This window comes from Nocardioides sp. Soil777, from assembly GCF_001428425.1.
Taxonomy (GTDB): Bacteria; Actinomycetota; Actinomycetes; order Propionibacteriales; family Nocardioidaceae; genus Nocardioides; species Nocardioides terrigena.
Genome location: NZ_LMSN01000015.1, coordinates 208,251 through 226,564, shown reverse-complemented (window position 1 = coordinate 226,564; position 18,314 = coordinate 208,251). Strand labels below are relative to the sequence as shown.

Here is an 18,314-nt window from a genome sequence, read left to right as displayed (position 1 = left end):
GGGCGCTCAGCGCCGGCCGGCCAGCAGGGCGTCCACCGCGCGTGGCGAGAGCACCGAGTCGAGGGCGAGCCGGACGCAGCCCACGAGGCCGGCGCGCTCGCCGTACGTCGCGGGGAGCACCTGGAGGTCGCGTCCGGCCAGGGCCGTGGTGCCCGGGAAGAGCGTGTCCCGCAGGCCGGCGGAGAAGGTGTCGAACGCACCGGCCATGTCGCCGCCGACGACGACGGCGCGGGGGTTGAGGACGGTGACGGTCGCGGCCAGCGCCTCGCCCACCCGGCGTCCGGACTCGCGCACGATGGCGCGGGCCTCCCCGTCGCCGCGCACCGCCTGGGCGACCAGGTCCCGGACGTGGTCGACCTCCTGGCCCGCGGCGCGCAGCCGCTCGACGAGGGCCCAGCCACCGGCGACCGCCTCGAGGCAGCCCGTGTCGCCGCAGCGGCAGGTGAGCCCGGCGGCGGCGGGGACCTTGACGTGGCCCAGCTCGCCGGCCGCCCCGCGGTGACCGCGGAGCAGGTGGCCACCGGCCACGATGCCGAGCCCGAGCCCGGTCGACGCCTTGAGGACGAGCACGTCGTCGTGGTCGCGCAGGTGGCCGTCCCGCTCGGAGGCGGCCATCACGTTGCAGTCGTTGTCGAGGACGAGCGGGGCGCCCGTCACGCCGGTGAGGTAGTCCGCGAGCGGGACGCCGTCCCAGCCGGCCAGCGCCGGGGAGTCCACGCTGACCCCGCGCTCGCGGTCGACGGTGCCGGCCAGCGACAGTCCGACGCCGCGCACCTCGTCGCCGGAACGGCCGAGGCCGGCCAGCATCGTCGCCAGGTGCTCGGCGACGACGGGCATGAGCACGTCCGGGCCGAGGCCGACCTCCTGGTCGTGGCTGGCCGAGGCCAGCTCCGTGCCGTCCAGGGAGGCCACCGACATCTGCGAGCGACTGCGCCCGACGGCCACCGCGAGCACCAGGCCGGCGTCGTGGTCGAGCACCAGCGTCGAGGCGGGACGCCCGCCGGTGGCGGACTCCTCCTCCCCCTCCAGCACCAGCCCGGCGTCGGCCAGGGACGCGAGCCGGGCGCTCACCGCCGTACGGGACAGTCCGGTGACCCTGCCCAGCTCGCCGCGCGTGGTCGCCCGGCCCGACCGGATCAGGTCGAGGAGGTCGCCGGCGGTGGCGCCGGGCGCCAGCAGCGGCGGGGTGGTCGCGGGGACGGGCCGGGAGGCGGACATGGTGCTGGGCATTCAAGCACTTCCCACTTCGGCACAACAAAAACCGAAGTTCTGTTGCTGATGTGCCTAACGGTCCGTACGGTGGTCTTCCATGAACGGACCTTCGGTCGGCACCCCCGTGGAGCCCTGTGACTTCACCGTCTTCGGCGGCACCGGCGACCTCGCGCTCCGCAAGCTGCTCCCCGCCCTCTACCTCCGCGACCGCGACGGGCAGCTGCCCGACGGGTTCCGGATCATCGGCGTCTCCCGCGCCGACGTCGACGACGACGGCTACCGCGCGATGGTCGAGGGGGCGCTCGCCGAGCACGTCGCCCACGACGAGCTCGCGGACGACGTCGTACGCCGCCTCCTCGGCCGCCTCCACCACGTCACCCTCGACGTCGAGGACGTCGGCGCCTGGCACCGGCTGCACGACCGGCTCAAGGACGGCGCCGCCGGCGAGGACGTGATCCGGGTGTTCTACCTCGCGGTCGCGCCCGCCCTCTTCGGCCCGATCTGCGAGCACCTCGACCAGGTCGGCCTGGCCACCGACCGCTCCCGCGTCGTGCTGGAGAAGCCGATCGGGACCGACCTCGCCACCGCCGAGACGATCAACGAGGCCGTCGGCCGCGTCTTCGACGAGTCGCACATCTTCCGCATCGACCACTACCTCGGCAAGGAGAGCGTCCAGAACCTCCTGGTCACGCGCTTCGCCAACACCTTCCTCGAGCCGCTGTGGAACAGCCACTGGGTCGACCACGTGCAGATCACCGTCTCGGAGGCGCTCGGCGTCGGCGAGCGGGGCTCCTACTACGACCGCTCGGGCGCGCTGCGCGACATGGTGCAGAACCACCTCCTCCAGCTGGTCTGCCTCGTCGCGATGGAGCCGCCGACGTACGTCGACCGCGAGACCGTGCGCGACGAGAAGCTCAAGGTCCTCCAGGCCCTGCGCCCGCTGACCCCCGAGCTCGTCGACCGCGACGTCGTCGCCGGCCAGTACGCCGCCGGCCTGAGCGGCGGGGTGCTGGCACCCTCGTACGCCGACGAGGTCGGCCACGAGAGCAGCACCGAGACCTTCGTCGCCCTCAAGACCGAGGTGCAGAACTGGCGCTGGGCCGGGGTGCCGTTCTACCTCCGGACAGGCAAGCGGATGTCCGAGCGGGTCTCGGAGATCGTGGTGGTCTTCAAGGAGCCGCCGCACCCGATGTTTCCGCACAGCGAGGGCCCCACCGAGCCCAACCGGCTGCACATCCGCGTCCAGCCCGACGAGGGCATGCGGCTGCACATGACCGCCAAGGAGCCCGGCCCCGGCGGCATCCGGCTGCGCCCGGTCTCGCTGGACCTGAGCTACGCCGCGGCCTTCGGCGGCCGCTCCCCCGACGCCTACGAGCGGCTCCTCATGGACGTCGTCCGCGGCAACACCACGCTGTTCATGCGCCGCGACGAGGTCGAGGCGGCATGGGCGTGGGTGACCCCCATCCTCGACCGCTGGTCCCGACCGTCGCACCGCCCGCGGCGCTACCCGGCCGGCACGCACGGACCCGTCGCCGCCGTCACGCTCCTCGAGCGCGACGGCCGATCCTGGCAGGAGACCGAATGAGCACCCAGAGCATCCACCCCGTCGTCGCAGAGGTCACCCAGCGGATCGCGCAACGCAGCGCGGCCACCCGCGCGGCCTATCTCGCGCGCATCGACGCCGCCGCTGACAAGGGCCCGGCCCGCGGCCGGTTGGCCTGCGCCAACCTGGCCCACGGCTTCGCCGCCTCCGAGGAGCCGGTCCGCTCCGGCCTGCGCTCGGGCCGCAAGCCCAACGTGGCCATCGTGTCGTCGTACAACGACATGCTCTCGGCCCACCAGCCCTTCCGGGACGTCCCGGAGGTGCTCAAGAAGTCGATCGTCCGGGCCGGCGGCCTGGCGCAGTTCGCCGGCGGCGTGCCCGCCATGTGCGACGGCATCACCCAGGGCCGCGCCGGCATGGAGCTGTCGCTCTTCAGCCGCGACCTGATCGCGATGTCGACCGCGGTCGCCCTCTCGCACGACATGTTCGACGCCACGATGATGCTCGGCGTCTGCGACAAGATCGTGCCCGGCCTGCTGATCGGGGCGCTGTCCTTCGGCCACCTGCCCACCGTCTTCGTCCCGGCCGGGCCGATGACCTCGGGCCTGCCCAACGGCGAGAAGGCGCGGGTGCGCCAGCTGTACGCCGAGGGCAAGGTGGGCCGCGAGGAGCTGCTCGAGGCCGAGTCGCAGTCCTACCACTCGAAGGGCACGTGCACCTTCTACGGCACCGCCAACAGCAACCAGATGCTGATGGAGGTGATGGGCCTGCACCTGCCCGACGCGACCTTCGTCAACCCGGGCACCCCGCTGCGTGCCGCCCTGGACCGCGCCGCCGGCGAGCGTGCGGTCGCGATCACCGCCGCGGGCGGCGAGCCGACCCCGGTCGGCCACCTCGTCGACGAGAAGGCGATCGTCAACGCCTGCGTCGCGCTGCTCGCCACGGGCGGCTCCACCAACCACACGATGCACCTGGTCGCCATGGCGGCGGCCGCGGGCATCACGCTGACGTGGGACGACCTGTCGGACCTCTCCGCTGCCGTCCCGCTGCTGACCCGGATCTATCCCAACGGCACCGCGGACATCAACCACTTCGTGGCCGCGGGTGGAACGCCGTTCCTCCTCCACACCCTGCTCAAGCACGGCTACCTCCACGACGACGTGCTCACCGTGTCGGGCCGGGGCCTGTGGCGGCACACCCGCGAGGCCCGGCTCGACGGCGACGCCGTCGTCTGGGAGGAGGGCCCCAAGTCCTCGCTCGACACGTCGGTGCTGCGTGCCGCCGACGACCCGTTCGCCCCCGACGGCGGGCTGCGGATGCTGTCCGGCCGCCTCGGCCGCGCGGTCGTCAAGACCTCCGCGGTCAAGCCCGAGCACCGGGTCGTGACCGCCCCGGCGATGGTCTTCGACGACCAGGCGGACTTCCTTGCGGCCTTCGCCGAGGGCCGGCTGGACGGGCGCGACCTCGTCGCGGTGGTCCGCTACCAGGGTCCGGCCGCCAACGGCATGCCCGAGCTGCACAAGCTGATGCCCGCCCTCGGCGTGCTCCAGGACCGCGGACAGAAGGTCGCGATCGTCACCGACGGCCGGATGTCGGGTGCGTCCGGCAAGGTGCCCGCGGCCATCCACGTCACCCCCGAGGCCGCCCTGGGTGGTCCGCTCGCCCGGGTGCGCGAGGGCGACCTGGTCACCGTGGACGCCGAGACCGGCCTGCTCGAGGTCGACGTCGCCGACGCCGACTTCGACCGCCGCGAGGCCACCGGTCGCGCCCCGCACGACGTCGAGTGGGCCGGCACCGGCCGCGAGCTCTTCTCCGGCTTCCGGGCCATCGTCGGCACCGCCGAGACCGGCGCCAGCGTCATCCGTCCCCTGCCCGCCCCCACCGAGGAGGCCCCCCTTGCCCAGCACGTCTGAGTCCCTGCTGTCCGTCGTCCCCGTGGTGCCGGTCGTCGTCATCGACGACCTCGCCCACGCGGTGCCCGTCGCGCGGGCGCTGGTCGCCGGCGGCCTCCCGGTCATCGAGCTGACCCTGCGGACCCCGGTGGCCCTCGACGCCATCGCGGCCATCGCCGCCGAGGTGCCCGAGATCCTGGTCGGCGCCGGCACCATCGTGACGCCCGGCCAGGTCAAGCAGGCCGCGGACGCCGGCGCGCAGTTCCTCGTGTCCCCCGGCTCGACGCCGACCCTGCTCGCCGCGATGGGTGACTCCGGCCTCCCGTTCCTGCCGGGCACGGCGACGGTCTCGGAGGCGCTGGCCGTCCTCGAGGCGGGCCACACCGAGATGAAGTTCTTCCCGGCCGAGGCGTCCGGCGGCGCGGCGTACCTGAAGTCGATCGCCTCCCCGCTGCCGGCCGCGCGCTTCTGCCCGACCGGCGGGATCACCGCCGCCTCGGCGCCGGCCTACCTCGCGCTACCCAACGTCGGCTGCGTCGGCGGCTCGTGGCTCACCCCCGCCGACGCGCTGGCGACCGGCGACTGGGACCGGGTCCGCGCGCTGGCCGCGGAGGCCGCGGCGCTGGGCTGAGGCGGTCCGGACCGCGGCCCAGGCTCAGGCCCAGACGCCGCTGGCCCCGCGCCGGTGGCAGCCGACGAGGTGGTCGTCGACGAGGCCGACGGCCTCCATCAGGGCATACATCGTCGTCGGGCCGACGTGGGCGAAGCCGGCCTTCTTGAGCGCCTTGCTCAGCGCGACCGACTCGGGCGAGGTGGTCGCCATCTCCCCGGTCCGCTCCGGCTCGGGTGTCGCGTCGGGGCGGAAGGACCAGATGAACGCCTCGAGGCCGCCCTGCTCGCGCAGCGTCACGGTGGCCCGGGCGTTGGCGACCGCCGCCTCTATCTTGCGGCGGTTGCGCACGATCCGCGGCTCGGCCATGAGCCGCTCGATGTCGACCTCGTCGTACGTCGCGACGACGTCGGCGTCGAAGCCGGCGAAGACCTCGCGGAACGCCTCGCGCTTGTTGAGGATGGTCAGCCAGGAGAGGCCGGACTGGAACGCCTCCAGCGTCAGCCGCTCGAGGTGGGCCGCCTCACCGCTGACCCGCAGGCCCCACTCGGTGTCGTGGTAGGCCCGGTTGACCGGGTCGCCGGCCGCCCAGGGGCAGCGCGCGAGGCCATCGTCGCCGATCACGGGTGCGCTCATGGCGTCATCCTCGCGCACGCCACCGACACCGGGCGCGCTGCGACCTGCGGTCGTGGGTGCCGCAGGTCGCAGGTCGGATCAGGAGCGGTACTCGGGGTTCTCGAAGTCGAACCGCGAACCGGCTTCCCACGCGGTGCGGCTGTTGCCGCCCACCGGGAAGCCACCGCCGAGGAGCCGGGCGGTGTGCATGAGGTTCCACGTCATGAAGGTCGTGTTGCGGTTGGTGAAGTCGTTCTCCGGCCCGCCGCTGCCCTCGTCGAGGTACGACGGACCCGGTCCGGCCTCGCCGATCCACCCCGCGTCGGCGTTGGGCGCGATGGTGCAGCCGAGGTGCTGGAGGCTGTAGAGCAGGTTGCTCGCGCAGTGCTTGATGCCGTCCTCGTTGCCCGTGATGAGGCAGCCGCCGACCTTGCCGTAGTAGACGTACTGGCCGCGGTCGTTGAGCTCGCCGGACATCGCGTAGAGCCGCTCGACGACGCGCTTGGTGACGCTGGAGTTGTCGCCGAGCCAGATCGGACCGGCCAGGACGATGATGTCGGCGGCGCGCACCGTCTCCCAGATCGCCGGCCAGTCGTCACGGGCCGCGCCGTGCTCGGTCATGTCGGGGTAGACGCCGGGCGCGATGTCGTGGTCGACGGCACGGACGACGTCGACGTGCACGCCGTGCTTGCGCATGATCGCGGCACTCGCCTCGATCAGGCCGTCGGTGTGGCTGAGGTCCGGGCTCGGCTTGAGGGTGCCGTTGAGGAAGACCGCCCGGAGGCCGTCGAACTCGAGGTCGCGGGACGCGTCGGATCGCTGGTCGCTCATGCTCCGAGCCTGCCCGGTGTGCCCAAGCGGGTAGGTTCGTCAGCGTGATCGAGCTGACCGAGGGCCAGGAGCTCAGCCTCTCCACCGACGAGGGCGCGCCCCTCACCCGCCTGCAGATGGCCGTCGGCTGGGAGCACACCCACACGGCCGGCTTCGCGGGCTCGGGCTCGGCACCGGTCGACCTCGACGCCTCGGCCGTGCAGTTCGCCGACGGTGCGCTCTTCGACCTCGCGTTCTTCAACCACCTGTTCACCCGCGACGGGTCGGTCGTCCACCTCGGTGACAACACCACCGGCAAGGGCGAGGGCGACGACGAGGTGCTCACCGTCGACCTGTCGAAGGTCTACGGCAAGGTGGACTCGATCGTGTTCCTGGTCAGCAGCTACCAGGGCCACAGCCTCGAGTTCATCCGCAACGCCTACTGCCGCCTCGTCGACGACGCGGGCACCGAGCTGGCCCGCTTCACCCTCACCCTCGGCGTGCGCGAGACCGGGCTGGTGATGGCCGCCCTCCGTCGCGAGGGCGACGGCTGGAAGCTCCAGGCGATCGGGACCGGCATCGCGCTCAAGACGCCGACCGACGACATCGCCGCCCTGCTGCCCTTCGCCTGAGGCACTCGGCGTACGACGTCAGCCGCGCTCGCGCAGCCGGGCGTTCGGCAGGGCGGGGGCCGGGATCGGCGGCAGGTGGTCGCCCACGACCACGCCGTACCGTCCGGGCCGCACGTGCTGGCTGTCGTCGACGCCGTCGACCTGCGCCTGCCACTCCTCGCGGAAGGCGACGACCTCATCGTGGGTGCGGCCCACGAAGTTCCACCACATGACGATGGACTCCCCGAACGGCGGGCCGCCGAGCAGCAGCGCCCGCACGTCCTCGTGGGCCTCGACGGTGAGCCTGTCGCGCCCGGGAGCGGCGTAGACGAGCTCGCCGGGCTTGCCCTCCTGGCCGTCGACGGTGGCCACTCCGCGGTCGAGGAGCAGGCCGTGCTCGAAGGTCCCGTCGACGTCCGGGACCACCGTGGTGCCGGCGGCGAGCAGCAGCTCCGCGCCGAGGAGCGGCGTGTGGGTCGAGACCGGCGACGTGACCCCGAGCAGCGAGCCGAGGAAGACCCGCGCCTCCCACCCGTCACCGGTGACCGGGTCCGGGGCGTGGTGCTCGAAGGCCGGCTCGACGTCGCGCGACTCCCCCGGCAGGGCCACCCACAGCTGGGCGCCGTGCAGCTCGGTGGTGCCGGCCGTGGACACCTCCGAGTGGCTGATCCCCCGGCCGGCGGTCATCAGGTTGACCTCGCCCGGGCGGACCATCGCGTGGTGGCCCGCCGAGTCGCGGTGCTCGATCTCGCCGGTGAAGAGCCAGCTCACCGTCTGGAGCCCGGTGTGCGGGTGCGGGGCGACCGACATGCCGCCGGTGTCGGCGACCCGGTCGGGGCCGTAGTGGTCGACGAAGCACCACGCGCCGATGAGCGAGCGACCGCGCTGCGGCAGCGTGCGGCGTACGGTCATCGCCCGCGGCCCCCCGAGCGGGACCTCCCGCGGCGCCAGCACCTCGACACCGCAGGCGGTGTCCCCGGCCGCCAGGGCCAGCTCGTCGGGGTCGCGCTCGGGGTTGGTCATGTCGTCCTCAGGCCAGGTGGTGCGGCTCGTCGGTGCGCTGGGACCCGGTGCCCTGGTCGGGCGAACCGTGGCCGTCCCCGCCGTCGGTGCCCGGTCGGTCGAGGCGCACCACCACGGACTTGGAGACGGGGGTGTTGCTCTTCTCCGCGGTCGAGTCGAGGGGCACCAGCGGGTTGGTCTCCGGGTAGTAGGCGGCGGCGCAGCCGCGCGGCTGGTCGTAGGACACGATGCGGAAGGACCGCGCCACCCGCTCGCTGCCGTCGCGCCACTCGCTCACCAGGTCGATGACGTCGCCGTCGACGAAGCCGAGCTCGCGGACGTCCTCGGGGTTGACGAACACCACGCGGCGCCCGCCCTTGACGCCGCGGTAGCGGTCGTCGAGGCCGTAGATCGTGGTGTTGAACTGGTCGTGCGAGCGCAGCGTCTGCAGCAGCAGCCGGCCGCGGGGCACGTCGAGAACCTCGAGCGGGGTGGCCGTCATGACGGCGCGCCGGCTCTCGGTCTCGAAGACGCGGTTGTCACGGGGCGGGTGCGGCAGCACGAAGCCGCCGGGCTGGTCGACCTTCTCGTCGTACGACGCGCAGCCGGGCACGACGCGGGCGATCCGGCGGCGGATCTCGGTGTAGTCGGACCGGAAGTCCGCCCACGGGACCGGCGAGTCCTCGCCGAGGGTGGCCAGCGCCATCGAGCAGACGATGTCGACCTCGGAGCGCAGGTGCTCCGACGGCGGGTCGAGCGGACCGCGCGAGGCGTGCACGGCCGACATGGAGTCCTCGACGGTGACCCGCTGGGCGCGGCCGCCCGTCATGTCCTTCTCGCTGCGGCCCAGGGCCGGGAGGATCAGCGCCTCGCCGCCGTGGACGACGTGCGAGCGGTTGAGCTTGGTGGACACGTGGACCGTGAGGGCGGCGTTGCGCATCGCGGCCTCGGTCGCCTCGGTGTCGGGGGCAGCGGCCACGAAGTTGCCGCCCATCGCGAAGAACACCCGGGCCTTGCCGTCGCGCAGGGCCCGGATGGAGTCCACGGTGTCGTGGCCGTGCTCGCGGGGCGGGTCGAAGCCGAACTCGTCGCGGATCGCGTCGAGGAAGTGGTCCGGCACCCGCTCCCAGATGCCCATGGTCCGGTCGCCCTGGACGTTGGAGTGGCCGCGGACGGGGCACAGCCCGGCGCCCGGCTTGCCGATGTTGCCCTGCATCAGGGCGACGTTGACGATCTCCTTGATGGTGGCCACCGAGTTGTGGTGCTGGGTGATGCCCATCGCCCAGCAGGTGATCGTCGCCGGGGAGTCCGCGAACATGCGGGCCGCCTCGGTGATCTGCTCCCGGGTGAGGCCCGTGGCGGCCTCCACCTTGGTCCAGTCGAGCTGCGCGACGTGCGCGGCGTACGCGTCGAAGCCGGTGACGTACTCGTCGATGAAGTCGCGGTCGATCGCGTCCCACTCGAGGAGCAGCGCGCCGATCGCCTGGAAGAGGGCCATGTCGCCGTTGAGGCGGACGGGCAGGTGCAGGTCGGCGAGCGCGGTGCCGACGGCCACCCCCTTCGGGGTCTGCGGGTTCTTGAAGCGGACCAGCCCGGCCTCCTCGAGCGGGTTGACCGAGATGATCTTCGCGCCGTTCTGCTTGGCGATCTCGAGGGCGGACAGCATCCGCGGGTGGTTGGTGCCCGGGTTCTGACCCACCACGACGAGGAGCTTGGCCTGGTGGATGTCCTCGAGGCTGACCGAGCCCTTGCCGATGCCGATCGTGTCGACGAGCGCGGAGCCCGACGACTCGTGGCACATGTTGGAGCAGTCGGGGAGGTTGTTGGTCCCGAAGGCCCGCACGAAGAGCTGGTAGACGAACGCGGCCTCGTTGGAGGTCTTGCCCGACGTGTAGAAGATCGCCTGGTCGGGGTCGTCGAGACGCCGCAGGTGCCCGGCGATGGTGGCGTGGGCGTCGTCCCACGAGATCGGCGTGTAGTGGGTGGCGCCGGGTCGCAGGACCATCGGCTCGGTGAGCCGGCCCTGCTTGCCCAGCCAGAACTCGGTGCGCCCGGCCAGGTCCTCCACGGAGTGGGTCGCGAAGAACTCCCGGTCCAGCAGCTGGCGGGTGGCCTCCTCGGCGACCGCCTTGGCGCCGTTCTCGCAGAACTCCGCGGGGTGCCGGTGGCCGGCGTCCGGGTCGGGCCAGGCGCAGCCCTGGCAGTCGAAGCCCCCGACCTGGTTGAGCCGGGGCAGCGTCGCCGCCGTGCGGCGTACGCCCATCTGGCCGATCGCGCGGCGCATGGCCACGGCGACGGCCGTGACCCCGGCAGCGGCGTGGGCCGTCGACTCGACCTCGACCTCCGTCTCGTCGATGTCGCGGGTCGGCACCTGGCGGGCCTCGTTGCGCAGTCGGGCGGGCACGTCTCGCAGCTGGGATAGGAGGGTCACGGCCCCATCCTGCCTCGCGGGTGGTGCGACGCACACCGCCCGGAGGGGTCCTGTCGGGGCGGCGTCCGTGCCGCCGCCCCGCCCCCGTGACGAACGTCGCGTCCGGGAATGCGGGGTGCGGGGCACCGGTTGGGCCCCTCGTGACCGACCTCTTCTCGCCCCTGGACCTCGGTGCCGTCACGGCCCGCAACCGCGTCTTCATGGCCCCGCTCACCCGGCAGCGCGCGGAGCAGCCCGGCGACCTGCCGTCGCGGCACGCCATCGACTACTACCGCCAGCGCGCCAGCGCGGGCCTGGTCATCAGCGAGGGCACCCAGATCACCCCGGAGGGCAAGGGGTACGCCGACACCCCCGGCATCCACAGCCCCGAGCAGGTCGCCGGGTGGCGTGAGGTCACCGACGCCGTGCACGCCGAGGGCGGGCTCATCGCCGCCCAGCTGTGGCACACCGGCCGGGTCGATCACGAGTCGCTGCACGACGGCGCCCTGCCCGTGTCGGCGACCGACAAGCCGTTCCGCTCACGCACGAGCCTCGTCGACCCCGACGGCGCCGTGTTCCGGGCCGACTGCCCGACGCCGCGCGCGCTGGCGACCGACGAGCTCCCCCGGCTCGTCGAGGACTACGCCGCCGCCACCCGCAACGCCCGCGACGCCGGCTTCGACCTGGTCGAGATCCACGGCGCCCACGGCTACCTGCTGCACCAGTTCCTGAGCTCCACCGTCAACGACCGCACCGACGGCTGGGGCGGCGACCTCGCCGGCCGGCTGCGGCTGCCGCTGGCCGTCGTGGACGCGGTCGCGGACGCGTGGGCGCCGGACCGGGTCGGCATCCGCATCTCCCCGACCGGGGCCTTCAACGGCCTCGAGGACCCGGACGGCGACGTCACCGGGCTCGCCCTGGCCCGCGAGCTGTCGTCGCGGGGGCTCGCCTTCCTGCACCTCTCCGAGCCCGACTGGGCCGGCGGGGTGCCGCTCACCGACGCGTTCCGCGACGAGCTGCGCGCGTCGTACGACGGCGTCATCGTCGGGGCCGGTGCCTACGACAAGGACAAGGCCGAGCAGATGCTGCAGCGCGGCTGGATCGACGCCGCGGCCTTCGGCCGCACGTTCATCGCCAACCCCGACCTCCCGCGCCGGCTCGAGGAGTCGCTGCCGCTCAACGAGCAGGACCGGTCGACCTTCTACGGCGGTGGCGCGGCCGGGTACGTCGACTACCCGGCGTACGCGGGCGCCTGAGCGCTTATTGCGTCGCGCGCCGTCGGCGCGGGCGCCTAGGCTGATCGTCCGATGCAGGACTTCCCACCCCGGATCGCGACGTTCTTCTCGGGCACGAGCGACGCACCCACCCCGGACCCCGACACCCGATCACCTGCGGCGTTCCTGCGATGGATGCTGCGCCAGCAGTGGCAGGTCATCGCCTTGGCGTCGCTGGCCTGCCTGCTGTGGCTGATGCCGCTGACCTTCGGCCCCTACATCTTCGGCCGGGCCGTCGACGACGGCATCCTCGGCGGCTCGACCGCCGACCTGCTGACCTGGGCCGGTGTGATGCTGGGCGTGGTCATCGTCGGCGGCGTCTTCGGCGTCGTCTTCCACACGCTGGTCGTGCGGAGCTGGCTCATCAGCTTGTACGGCACGACCCAGATGGTGACGCGCAAGATCGCCCAGATGGGCCACGTGCTGCCGCGCCGCTCGCCGACCGGGGAGGTGCTCAGCGTCGCGTCGAGCGACTCCGACGAGTTCGGTGCGCTGACCGAGATCCTGGCGCGGTCGGCGGCGCAGCTCGTCTCCTACCTGACCGTCGCGGCCATCGTGCTGTCGATGTCGTGGCAGCTCGGCGTGCTCGTGCTGGTCGCGGCACCGGTGCTCCTCGGCGCCGCCCTGCCGCTGCTCCGGCCGCTGCACCGCCGCCAGCAGACCGAGCGCAGCCGCAACTCCGAGCTGACGTCGATGGCCACCGACATCGTGGCCGGGCTGCGCATCCTCCGCGGCATCGGCGGTGAGGAGACCTTCGGTCGCAACTACGCCGTCCAGTCCCAGTCGGCCAGGCGGGCCGGCGTCTCGTCGGGCATCTGGCAGGCGGCCGTCGAGGCCGTCGGGGTCCTGCTCTCCGGCGTCTTCCTGGTCAGCCTCGTCTGGCTCGGCACCCGGCAGGTCAACGCCGGTGAGCTCAGCGTCGGCCAGCTGGTGAGCTTCCTGGGCTACGGGCTCTTCATGGTCGGCCCCATCCGCACGTTCTTCGAGCTCGCCCAGAAGTCCACGCGTGCCCTGGTGAGCGCCCGCCGGGCGATCGCGATCTTCGAGCAGCGCCCGCCGTGGCGCGAGCCCGCCGACCCGGTCCCGCTCGACGGCGGCGCCGAGATCGTCGACGACCTCAGCGGCTTCACGGCCCGCCCCGGCCTGCTGACCGTCGTCGTCAGTGCGGTGCCCGAGCAGAGCGCGGCGCTGGCCGACCGGCTCGGGCGCTACCTGCCGCCCGACACCGACCCGATCGGCGAGGACGACGCCGACGGGCTCAAGGGTCGTGCGGCCCGCCGGGCCCGGGCCGACCGCGAGCGCCGTCGCGCCCGCATCGCCGCGCGCGACGAGGAGACCGCGACCTGGGCGTGGGGCGTGCGGCTGGGTGGCGTCGACCTGTCGGCGGCGCGCCTCGACGACGTACGCCGCCAGGTGCTGGTCAGCGACACCGGCAGCGGCCTGTTCGCCGGCACCCTCCAGGACGCCATCGACCCGCACGGCCGGTTGACCCGCGAGCAGGCCGAGGAGGCGCTGCGCGTCGCCAACGCCGAGGACGTCTACGACGCGCTGCCCGAGGGCTGGCAGGGACAGCTCGACGAGCGCGGTCGCGGGCTCTCCGGCGGCCAGCGCCAGCGCGTGGTGCTCGCCCGTGCCCTCGCCGTCGACGCGCCGGTCCTCGTCCTGGTCGAGCCCACGTCCGCCGTCGACGCCCACACCGAGGCCCGCATCGCCGCGCGGGTGAGCGACCTGCGCCGGGGGCGCACGACCGTCGTCTGCACGGTGTCGCCGCTGTGGCTGCACCACGCCGACCGGGTCGTCCTGCTCCGGGACGGGATCGTGGTCGCCGACGGCGAGCACGCCGACCTGCTCGAGCACGATGCCGACTACCGCAGCGTCGTGGTCCGCTCGCTCGACCACCACGACGAGCTCGGCGAAGGGGTCCCGCGATGACCGACCTGCTGGCGACCTCGCCCGACACCTGGCGCGACCGGACCCTCGACCCGCCCGTGATCCCGCCCGAGCTGCACCCGCCCGTCGACGCGTCGCCGACGGAGCGCAACCGGGCACTGTGGGCGCGCCACGACCTGCGACGACAACGGGCCGAGGACGTCTACGACGCCTCTCGTAACCCCGTGCGGGGGTGGCCGGTGTCCGGCAACCGCGCCGTGCTCGCGTTCTTCCGCGACCTGCTGACCAGCCGCAAGGGCATGTTCGCCGCGCTCGTGGCCTTCAACGCGCTCGCCGCCGCCACCGGACTGGTGGTGCCCCGCCTGCTGGGCGAGCTGGTCAACACCACGGTCGACGGTGGCGGCCTGCCGCTCGACACGCTCGCGCTGGCCATCGTCGGGGTGGTGCTGCTCCAGGCGGCGTTCACGTTCATCGCGCAGCGCACCTCGACGATCTTCGGCCAGGACCTGCTCTCGACGGCCCGCGAGTACATCGTGCGCACGATCCTGCGGCTGCCGCTCGGGGCGGTCGAGAGCGCCAGCACCGGCGACCTCGTCACCCGCGTCACCCGCGACGTCGGCACGATGAGCCGCTCGGTCCAGTACGGCCTGCCGATGGCCATCATCTCGCTGCTGACGGTCGTCCTCTCGATCGGCGCGATGCTGCTCAACTCCGTCGTCCTCGCGGTGCCGGCGCTGCTCACCTTCGCCACCTCGGCCCCCGCCGTGCGCCGCTACCTGCGGCGCGCACCCAAGGGCTACATCACCGAGGGCGCGACCTACTCCCGCATCAACACCACGCTCACCGAGACCGTCGAGGGCGCCCGCACCCTCGAGGCCCTGGGCCTCTCGGGCGTGCGGGTCCGCGCCGGCGACGACGACATCGAGGTGTCGGCGCAGGCCGAGCGCTACGGCATGACGCTGCGCAACGTGCTGTTCACGGCGCTCAACTTCGCCTTCCAGACACCGCGGGTGATCACCCTGCTGGTCGGCGCCTACGCCTACACACGCGGGTGGGTCGACCTCGGCCAGATCACCGCCGCCGTCCTCTACGTCGAGGCGCTGGGCGACCCGCTCGACCGACTGATCGGCGAGGTCGACCGGCTGCAGGTCGGTGCCGCGTCGACGAGCCGGCTGCTCGGCATCGCCGAGGTCAGGCCCGACCGCGAGGCCGGCGACCGGCTGCCCGACGGCACCGACCTGGTCGGCGCCGACCTCCGCTTCGCCTACCGCGAGGGGCACGACGTGCTGCACGGCGTCGACCTGCGCCTCGGCGTCGGGGAGCGCCTGGCCATCGTGGGGCCGAGCGGCTCGGGCAAGTCGACCCTGGGTCGGCTGCTCTCGGGCATCAACCGGCCCCGGACCGGGTCGGCCAGCGTCGGCGGGGTCGAGCTGGTCGACCTGCCGCTGGAGGTGCTGCGCACCGAGGTCGCCCTCGTCACCCAGGAGCACCACGTCTTCATCGGCTCGGTGCGCGACAACATCGTGCTGGCCCGCGAGGGCTCCGACGACGACGCCGTGCGCGAGGCGCTGCGGGCCGTCGGCTCGCTGCTCTGGGTCGAGCGGCTGCCGCAGGGCCTCGACACCGTGATCGGCTCCGGCCGCTACTCCCTGACCCCGGCGCAGGCCCAGCAGGTCGCGCTGGCGCGGTTGATCATCGCCGACCCGCACACGCTGGTCCTCGACGAGGCGACCTCGCTCATCGACCCGCGGACCGCGCGCACCCTCGAGGGCTCGATGAACAACCTGCTCGAGGGTCGCACCGTGGTCGCGATCGCCCACCGGCTGCACACGGCCCACGACGCCGACCGCATCGCGGTGGTGATCGACGGCCGCATCGTCGAGCTCGGCAGCCACCACGAGCTCGTCGAGCTCGACGGTGAGTACGCCGCGCTCTGGCGCGCCTGGACGTCCTGACGCTCACCCACACTGCCAGGTGAACGACGCCTCCTCCGGGGGCGCGTCGTCACGGAGCAACCAGTGCAGCTGACCGACGTCACCCCACATCATGTCGGCGTTGTCCGATCCCACCTGGAGGAGCGACCGCCAGCGTGGCAGCGCAGCCGAGACCTCGGTCGAGCCCCACTCGAAGGGGACCCCGGCCAGGAGGCAGCGCAGCTGCTCGACCTCGTACTCGACCGGTGACTGCTGCGGCGTGGGGTGGCCGCCGACGAGGTGCTCGTCGTACCCGCTCCAGGGGAGGCTCGAGAGCGCGTCGCCGAGCGCTGACACGGCCGCCTCCGGCACCCCGTGCCGCTGCCATGCCTCCCCCACCCAGGCCAGCTCGAACGAGGGCCAGGTGAGGATGCGCGCCGGTGTGAGCCCGACGGCCGGATAGGCGTCGAGACCGGGCGGTGCCGGTGTGAGCAGGTCGGTGACCCGTTCGCGAGTGCTCAGGTCCGGCCGCAGGTGCAGCACCCGGGCGCCGTGCCGCGTCCCGGGGTCCCACGTGCCGACCGTCGTCGTGATGTCGTCGAGGTAGCGCCCGTCGTAGTAGAAGAAGGCCAGGGTGCCGACATCGGGCAGGGCGAGCTCGGGCAGCAGCCGGTCGACCGCCACCAGGTCGAGGGTCAGCACGTGTGACAGCGGTCCGTGCCCCTCCCAGACCGGCCAGCTGTTGAGCGGGAGCGTCGGCAGTCCTCCGAGCTGGGCGATGACGACCTCCCCCTCCTGCGCCTGCCGCAGCCTCAGCGCGGGTCGCAGCCATCCGAGGAACTCGGCAGCGGCGTCGACAGGGAGGTGTGTCATGGCGAGACGTCGGATCTCGGCCTCGCACTCGGGGGTCTGGTCGACGGAGGACTGCGGAGCCGGCTCGGGAGGCGCTGGCCGCCAGGGCGGGACCTCGGCAGGGTCCTCACCCGGGGCAGCGACGAAGCGGACGGTCTCCCCCCGGCCGTCGGGGTGTCTCAGCTCCAGCTCTGCATCGAGCGAGCCGTCGGGAGCGAGGCGCACGCCCGCCGTCGTGGCGCCATACCTGCCGCCCGGAAGCGGCTGCGATCGCGCGGAGGACTCCATGTGCTCACCCTGGCGCCGTCGCACGAGTGCCAGGACCGCCTCGTGGCGGGCCATCAGCTCGTCGTAGCGGTCTTCTCGCGCCTGGCGCGGCCCCCGTCGCATGGGGGGAGACTACGGCCGATCAGCTGTTGCTGTAGACCGCCGGCCCGCCGTCGGTGCCGTCCGCGTCGGGACCACGCCCCGCCCACGTCCAGGCGTAGGCCGGGTCCTCGACGGCGAGGCCGCCCTCGCCGAGGTCGAGCGGCGCGAAGGTGTCGACCATGACGGCGGACTCCTCGAAGTAGTCCGCGCCGAGCGACGCCTCGATGGCCGACGGCTGCGGGCCGTGGGCGTAGCCGCCGGGGTGCAGCGAGATCGAGCCGAGGTTGATGCCCGACCCCTTGCGCGCCTCGTAGTCGCCACCGACGTAGAACATGACCTCGTCGCTGTCGACGTTGGAGTGGTAGTAGGGCACCGGGATCGCCAGCTCGTGGTAGTCGACCTTGCGGGGCAGGAAGTTGCAGATCACGAAGTTCCACCCCTCGAAGACCTGGTGCACCGGCGGCGGCTGGTGCACCTTGCCGGTGATCGGCATGTAGTCGTCGATGTTGAACGTGTAGGGGTAGAGGCAGCCGTCCCAGCCGACGACGTCGAACGGGTGCGTCGCATACGTCATCCGGGTGCCGACGATGCCGGAGCTGGTGCGGTGCTTGACCAGCACGTCGACGTCGGTGACATCGCGGTGGCGCGCCACCAGCGCGTCGAGGTCGGTGGGGCCGTGCAGGTCGCGCTCGCAGTACGGCGCGTGCTCGAGGAGCTGCCCGAAGCGCGAGAGGTAGCGCTTGGGCGGGTGGATGTGGCTGTTGGCCTCGACGGCGTAGAGCCGGCTCGGTTCGGCGGGCACCCAGCGGTGGGTCGTCGCGCGCGGGATCACGACGTAGTCGCCGGTGCGGTAGGCGACGACGCCGAAGACGGTCTCGACGGTGCCGGTGCCGTGCTCGACGTAGACGCACTCGTCACCGATGGCGTTGCGGTAGAGCGGCGAGGGGTCGGTCCCGGTGAGGACGTAGGCGATCCGGACGTCGTTGTTGCCGAGGACCAGGCGGCGGCCCTCGACCGGGCAGGTGCCGGTCTCGAGGTCGTGCAGGCGCAGGTGGCGCGCCTTGAGCGGGTGGTTGGGCGTGCGCGACTGGTCGGAGAGCTCCCACGTCCGGCTGTCGACGAGCGCCGACGGCACGCCGTGGTGGTAGAGCAGGGACGAGTCGGAGGAGAAGCCCTCCTCGCCCATCAGCTCCTCGAAGTAGAGTCGGCCCTCGGGATCGCGGTGCTGGGTGTGCCGCTTCGGCGGGATGGATCCCGCGCTCCGGTAGTGCGCCATCGTCCACGTCCTGTCTGGGGAGAGCCGTCCGATAA

14 protein-coding genes are annotated in these 18,314 nt (G+C 72.9%); 7 read left to right on the top strand and 7 right to left on the bottom strand.

Annotated features, from left to right (window positions below; translation table 11 throughout):
* Positions 1 to 6: 6 nt before the first annotated feature.
* Positions 7 to 1,230, bottom strand: a complete 1,224-nt coding sequence (locus tag ASG88_RS11770) for an ROK family transcriptional regulator (protein WP_235534824.1) — start codon at positions 1,228 to 1,230, stop codon at positions 7 to 9.
* A 79-nt stretch (positions 1,231 to 1,309) separates the two neighbouring features.
* Between ASG88_RS11770 and zwf the strand changes: the two genes are divergently transcribed.
* Genes zwf through eda form a run of 3 tightly spaced genes read left to right on the top strand, consistent with a single transcriptional unit; the run spans position 1,310 to position 5,278 of the window.
* On the top strand, positions 1,310 to 2,797 hold the full coding sequence (gene zwf / locus ASG88_RS11765) for a glucose-6-phosphate dehydrogenase (protein ID WP_056887611.1): 1,488 nt from the start codon (positions 1,310 to 1,312) through the stop codon (positions 2,795 to 2,797).
* Between the two features lie 11 nt (positions 2,798 to 2,808).
* Positions 2,809 to 4,668 carry a phosphogluconate dehydratase gene (gene edd / locus ASG88_RS11760; protein WP_414858638.1) on the top strand — a complete coding sequence of 620 codons (1,860 nt, stop codon included), beginning with the start codon at positions 2,809 to 2,811 and terminating at the stop codon, positions 4,666 to 4,668.
* Positions 4,652 to 5,278: a bifunctional 4-hydroxy-2-oxoglutarate aldolase/2-dehydro-3-deoxy-phosphogluconate aldolase gene (gene eda, locus ASG88_RS11755; protein WP_056887609.1), complete on the top strand. Its 627-nt coding sequence runs from the start codon at positions 4,652 to 4,654 to the stop codon at positions 5,276 to 5,278. Before edd ends, eda begins: the two co-directional genes overlap by 17 nt.
* A gap of 24 nt (positions 5,279 to 5,302) precedes the next feature.
* Here the strand turns inward: eda and ASG88_RS11750 are convergent, their stop codons facing one another.
* Both ASG88_RS11750 and ASG88_RS11745 read right to left on the bottom strand, forming a co-directional pair.
* Positions 5,303 to 5,893 (bottom strand): DNA-3-methyladenine glycosylase I, encoded by a 591-nt coding sequence (locus ASG88_RS11750; protein WP_056887608.1) that lies wholly within the window; start codon positions 5,891 to 5,893, stop codon positions 5,303 to 5,305.
* A gap of 78 nt (positions 5,894 to 5,971) precedes the next feature.
* Positions 5,972 to 6,703 carry a flavodoxin family protein gene (locus tag ASG88_RS11745; RefSeq protein ID WP_056887607.1) on the bottom strand — a complete coding sequence of 244 codons (732 nt, stop codon included), beginning with the start codon at positions 6,701 to 6,703 and terminating at the stop codon, positions 5,972 to 5,974.
* A 44-nt stretch (positions 6,704 to 6,747) separates the two neighbouring features.
* Here ASG88_RS11745 and ASG88_RS11740 point away from each other — a divergent pair, with 44 nt between their 5' ends.
* Positions 6,748 to 7,314: a TerD family protein gene (locus tag ASG88_RS11740; protein WP_056887606.1), complete on the top strand. Its 567-nt coding sequence runs from the start codon at positions 6,748 to 6,750 to the stop codon at positions 7,312 to 7,314.
* 18 nt (positions 7,315 to 7,332) lie between these two features.
* Here ASG88_RS11740 and ASG88_RS11735 read toward each other — a convergent pair whose 3' ends face one another.
* Both ASG88_RS11735 and ASG88_RS11730 read right to left on the bottom strand, forming a co-directional pair.
* Positions 7,333 to 8,316, bottom strand: a complete 984-nt coding sequence (locus ASG88_RS11735; protein WP_056887605.1) for a pirin family protein — start codon at positions 8,314 to 8,316, stop codon at positions 7,333 to 7,335.
* A 7-nt stretch (positions 8,317 to 8,323) separates the two neighbouring features.
* Entirely contained in the window at positions 8,324 to 10,726 is a 2,403-nt protein-coding gene (locus ASG88_RS11730; RefSeq protein WP_268790954.1) for an FdhF/YdeP family oxidoreductase, read from the bottom strand.
* Between the two features lie 140 nt (positions 10,727 to 10,866).
* Between ASG88_RS11730 and nemA the strand changes: the two genes are divergently transcribed.
* From nemA to ASG88_RS11715, 3 genes are read left to right on the top strand one after another with little or no spacing between them, the layout of a single operon-like run.
* Positions 10,867 to 11,961: an N-ethylmaleimide reductase gene (nemA, locus tag ASG88_RS11725; RefSeq protein WP_056887604.1), complete on the top strand. Its 1,095-nt coding sequence runs from the start codon at positions 10,867 to 10,869 to the stop codon at positions 11,959 to 11,961.
* Between the two features lie 51 nt (positions 11,962 to 12,012).
* A complete protein-coding gene (locus ASG88_RS11720) occupies positions 12,013 to 13,911 on the top strand; it encodes an ABC transporter ATP-binding protein (protein ID WP_056887603.1) in 1,899 nt (632 codons plus the stop codon).
* Positions 13,908 to 15,824 (top strand): ABC transporter ATP-binding protein, encoded by a 1,917-nt coding sequence (locus ASG88_RS11715; protein WP_056887602.1) that lies wholly within the window; start codon positions 13,908 to 13,910, stop codon positions 15,822 to 15,824. The genes ASG88_RS11720 and ASG88_RS11715 overlap by 4 nt, the downstream gene beginning before the upstream one ends.
* A gap of 3 nt (positions 15,825 to 15,827) precedes the next feature.
* Here ASG88_RS11715 and ASG88_RS11710 read toward each other — a convergent pair whose 3' ends face one another.
* Positions 15,828 to 17,024: a DUF1963 domain-containing protein gene (locus tag ASG88_RS11710; protein ID WP_082600316.1), complete on the bottom strand. Its 1,197-nt coding sequence runs from the start codon at positions 17,022 to 17,024 to the stop codon at positions 15,828 to 15,830.
* Between the two features lie 19 nt (positions 17,025 to 17,043).
* A complete protein-coding gene (locus ASG88_RS11705; protein WP_056887600.1) occupies positions 17,044 to 18,279 on the bottom strand; it encodes a homogentisate 1,2-dioxygenase in 1,236 nt (411 codons plus the stop codon).
* Between the last annotated feature and the right edge of the window lie 35 nt (positions 18,280 to 18,314).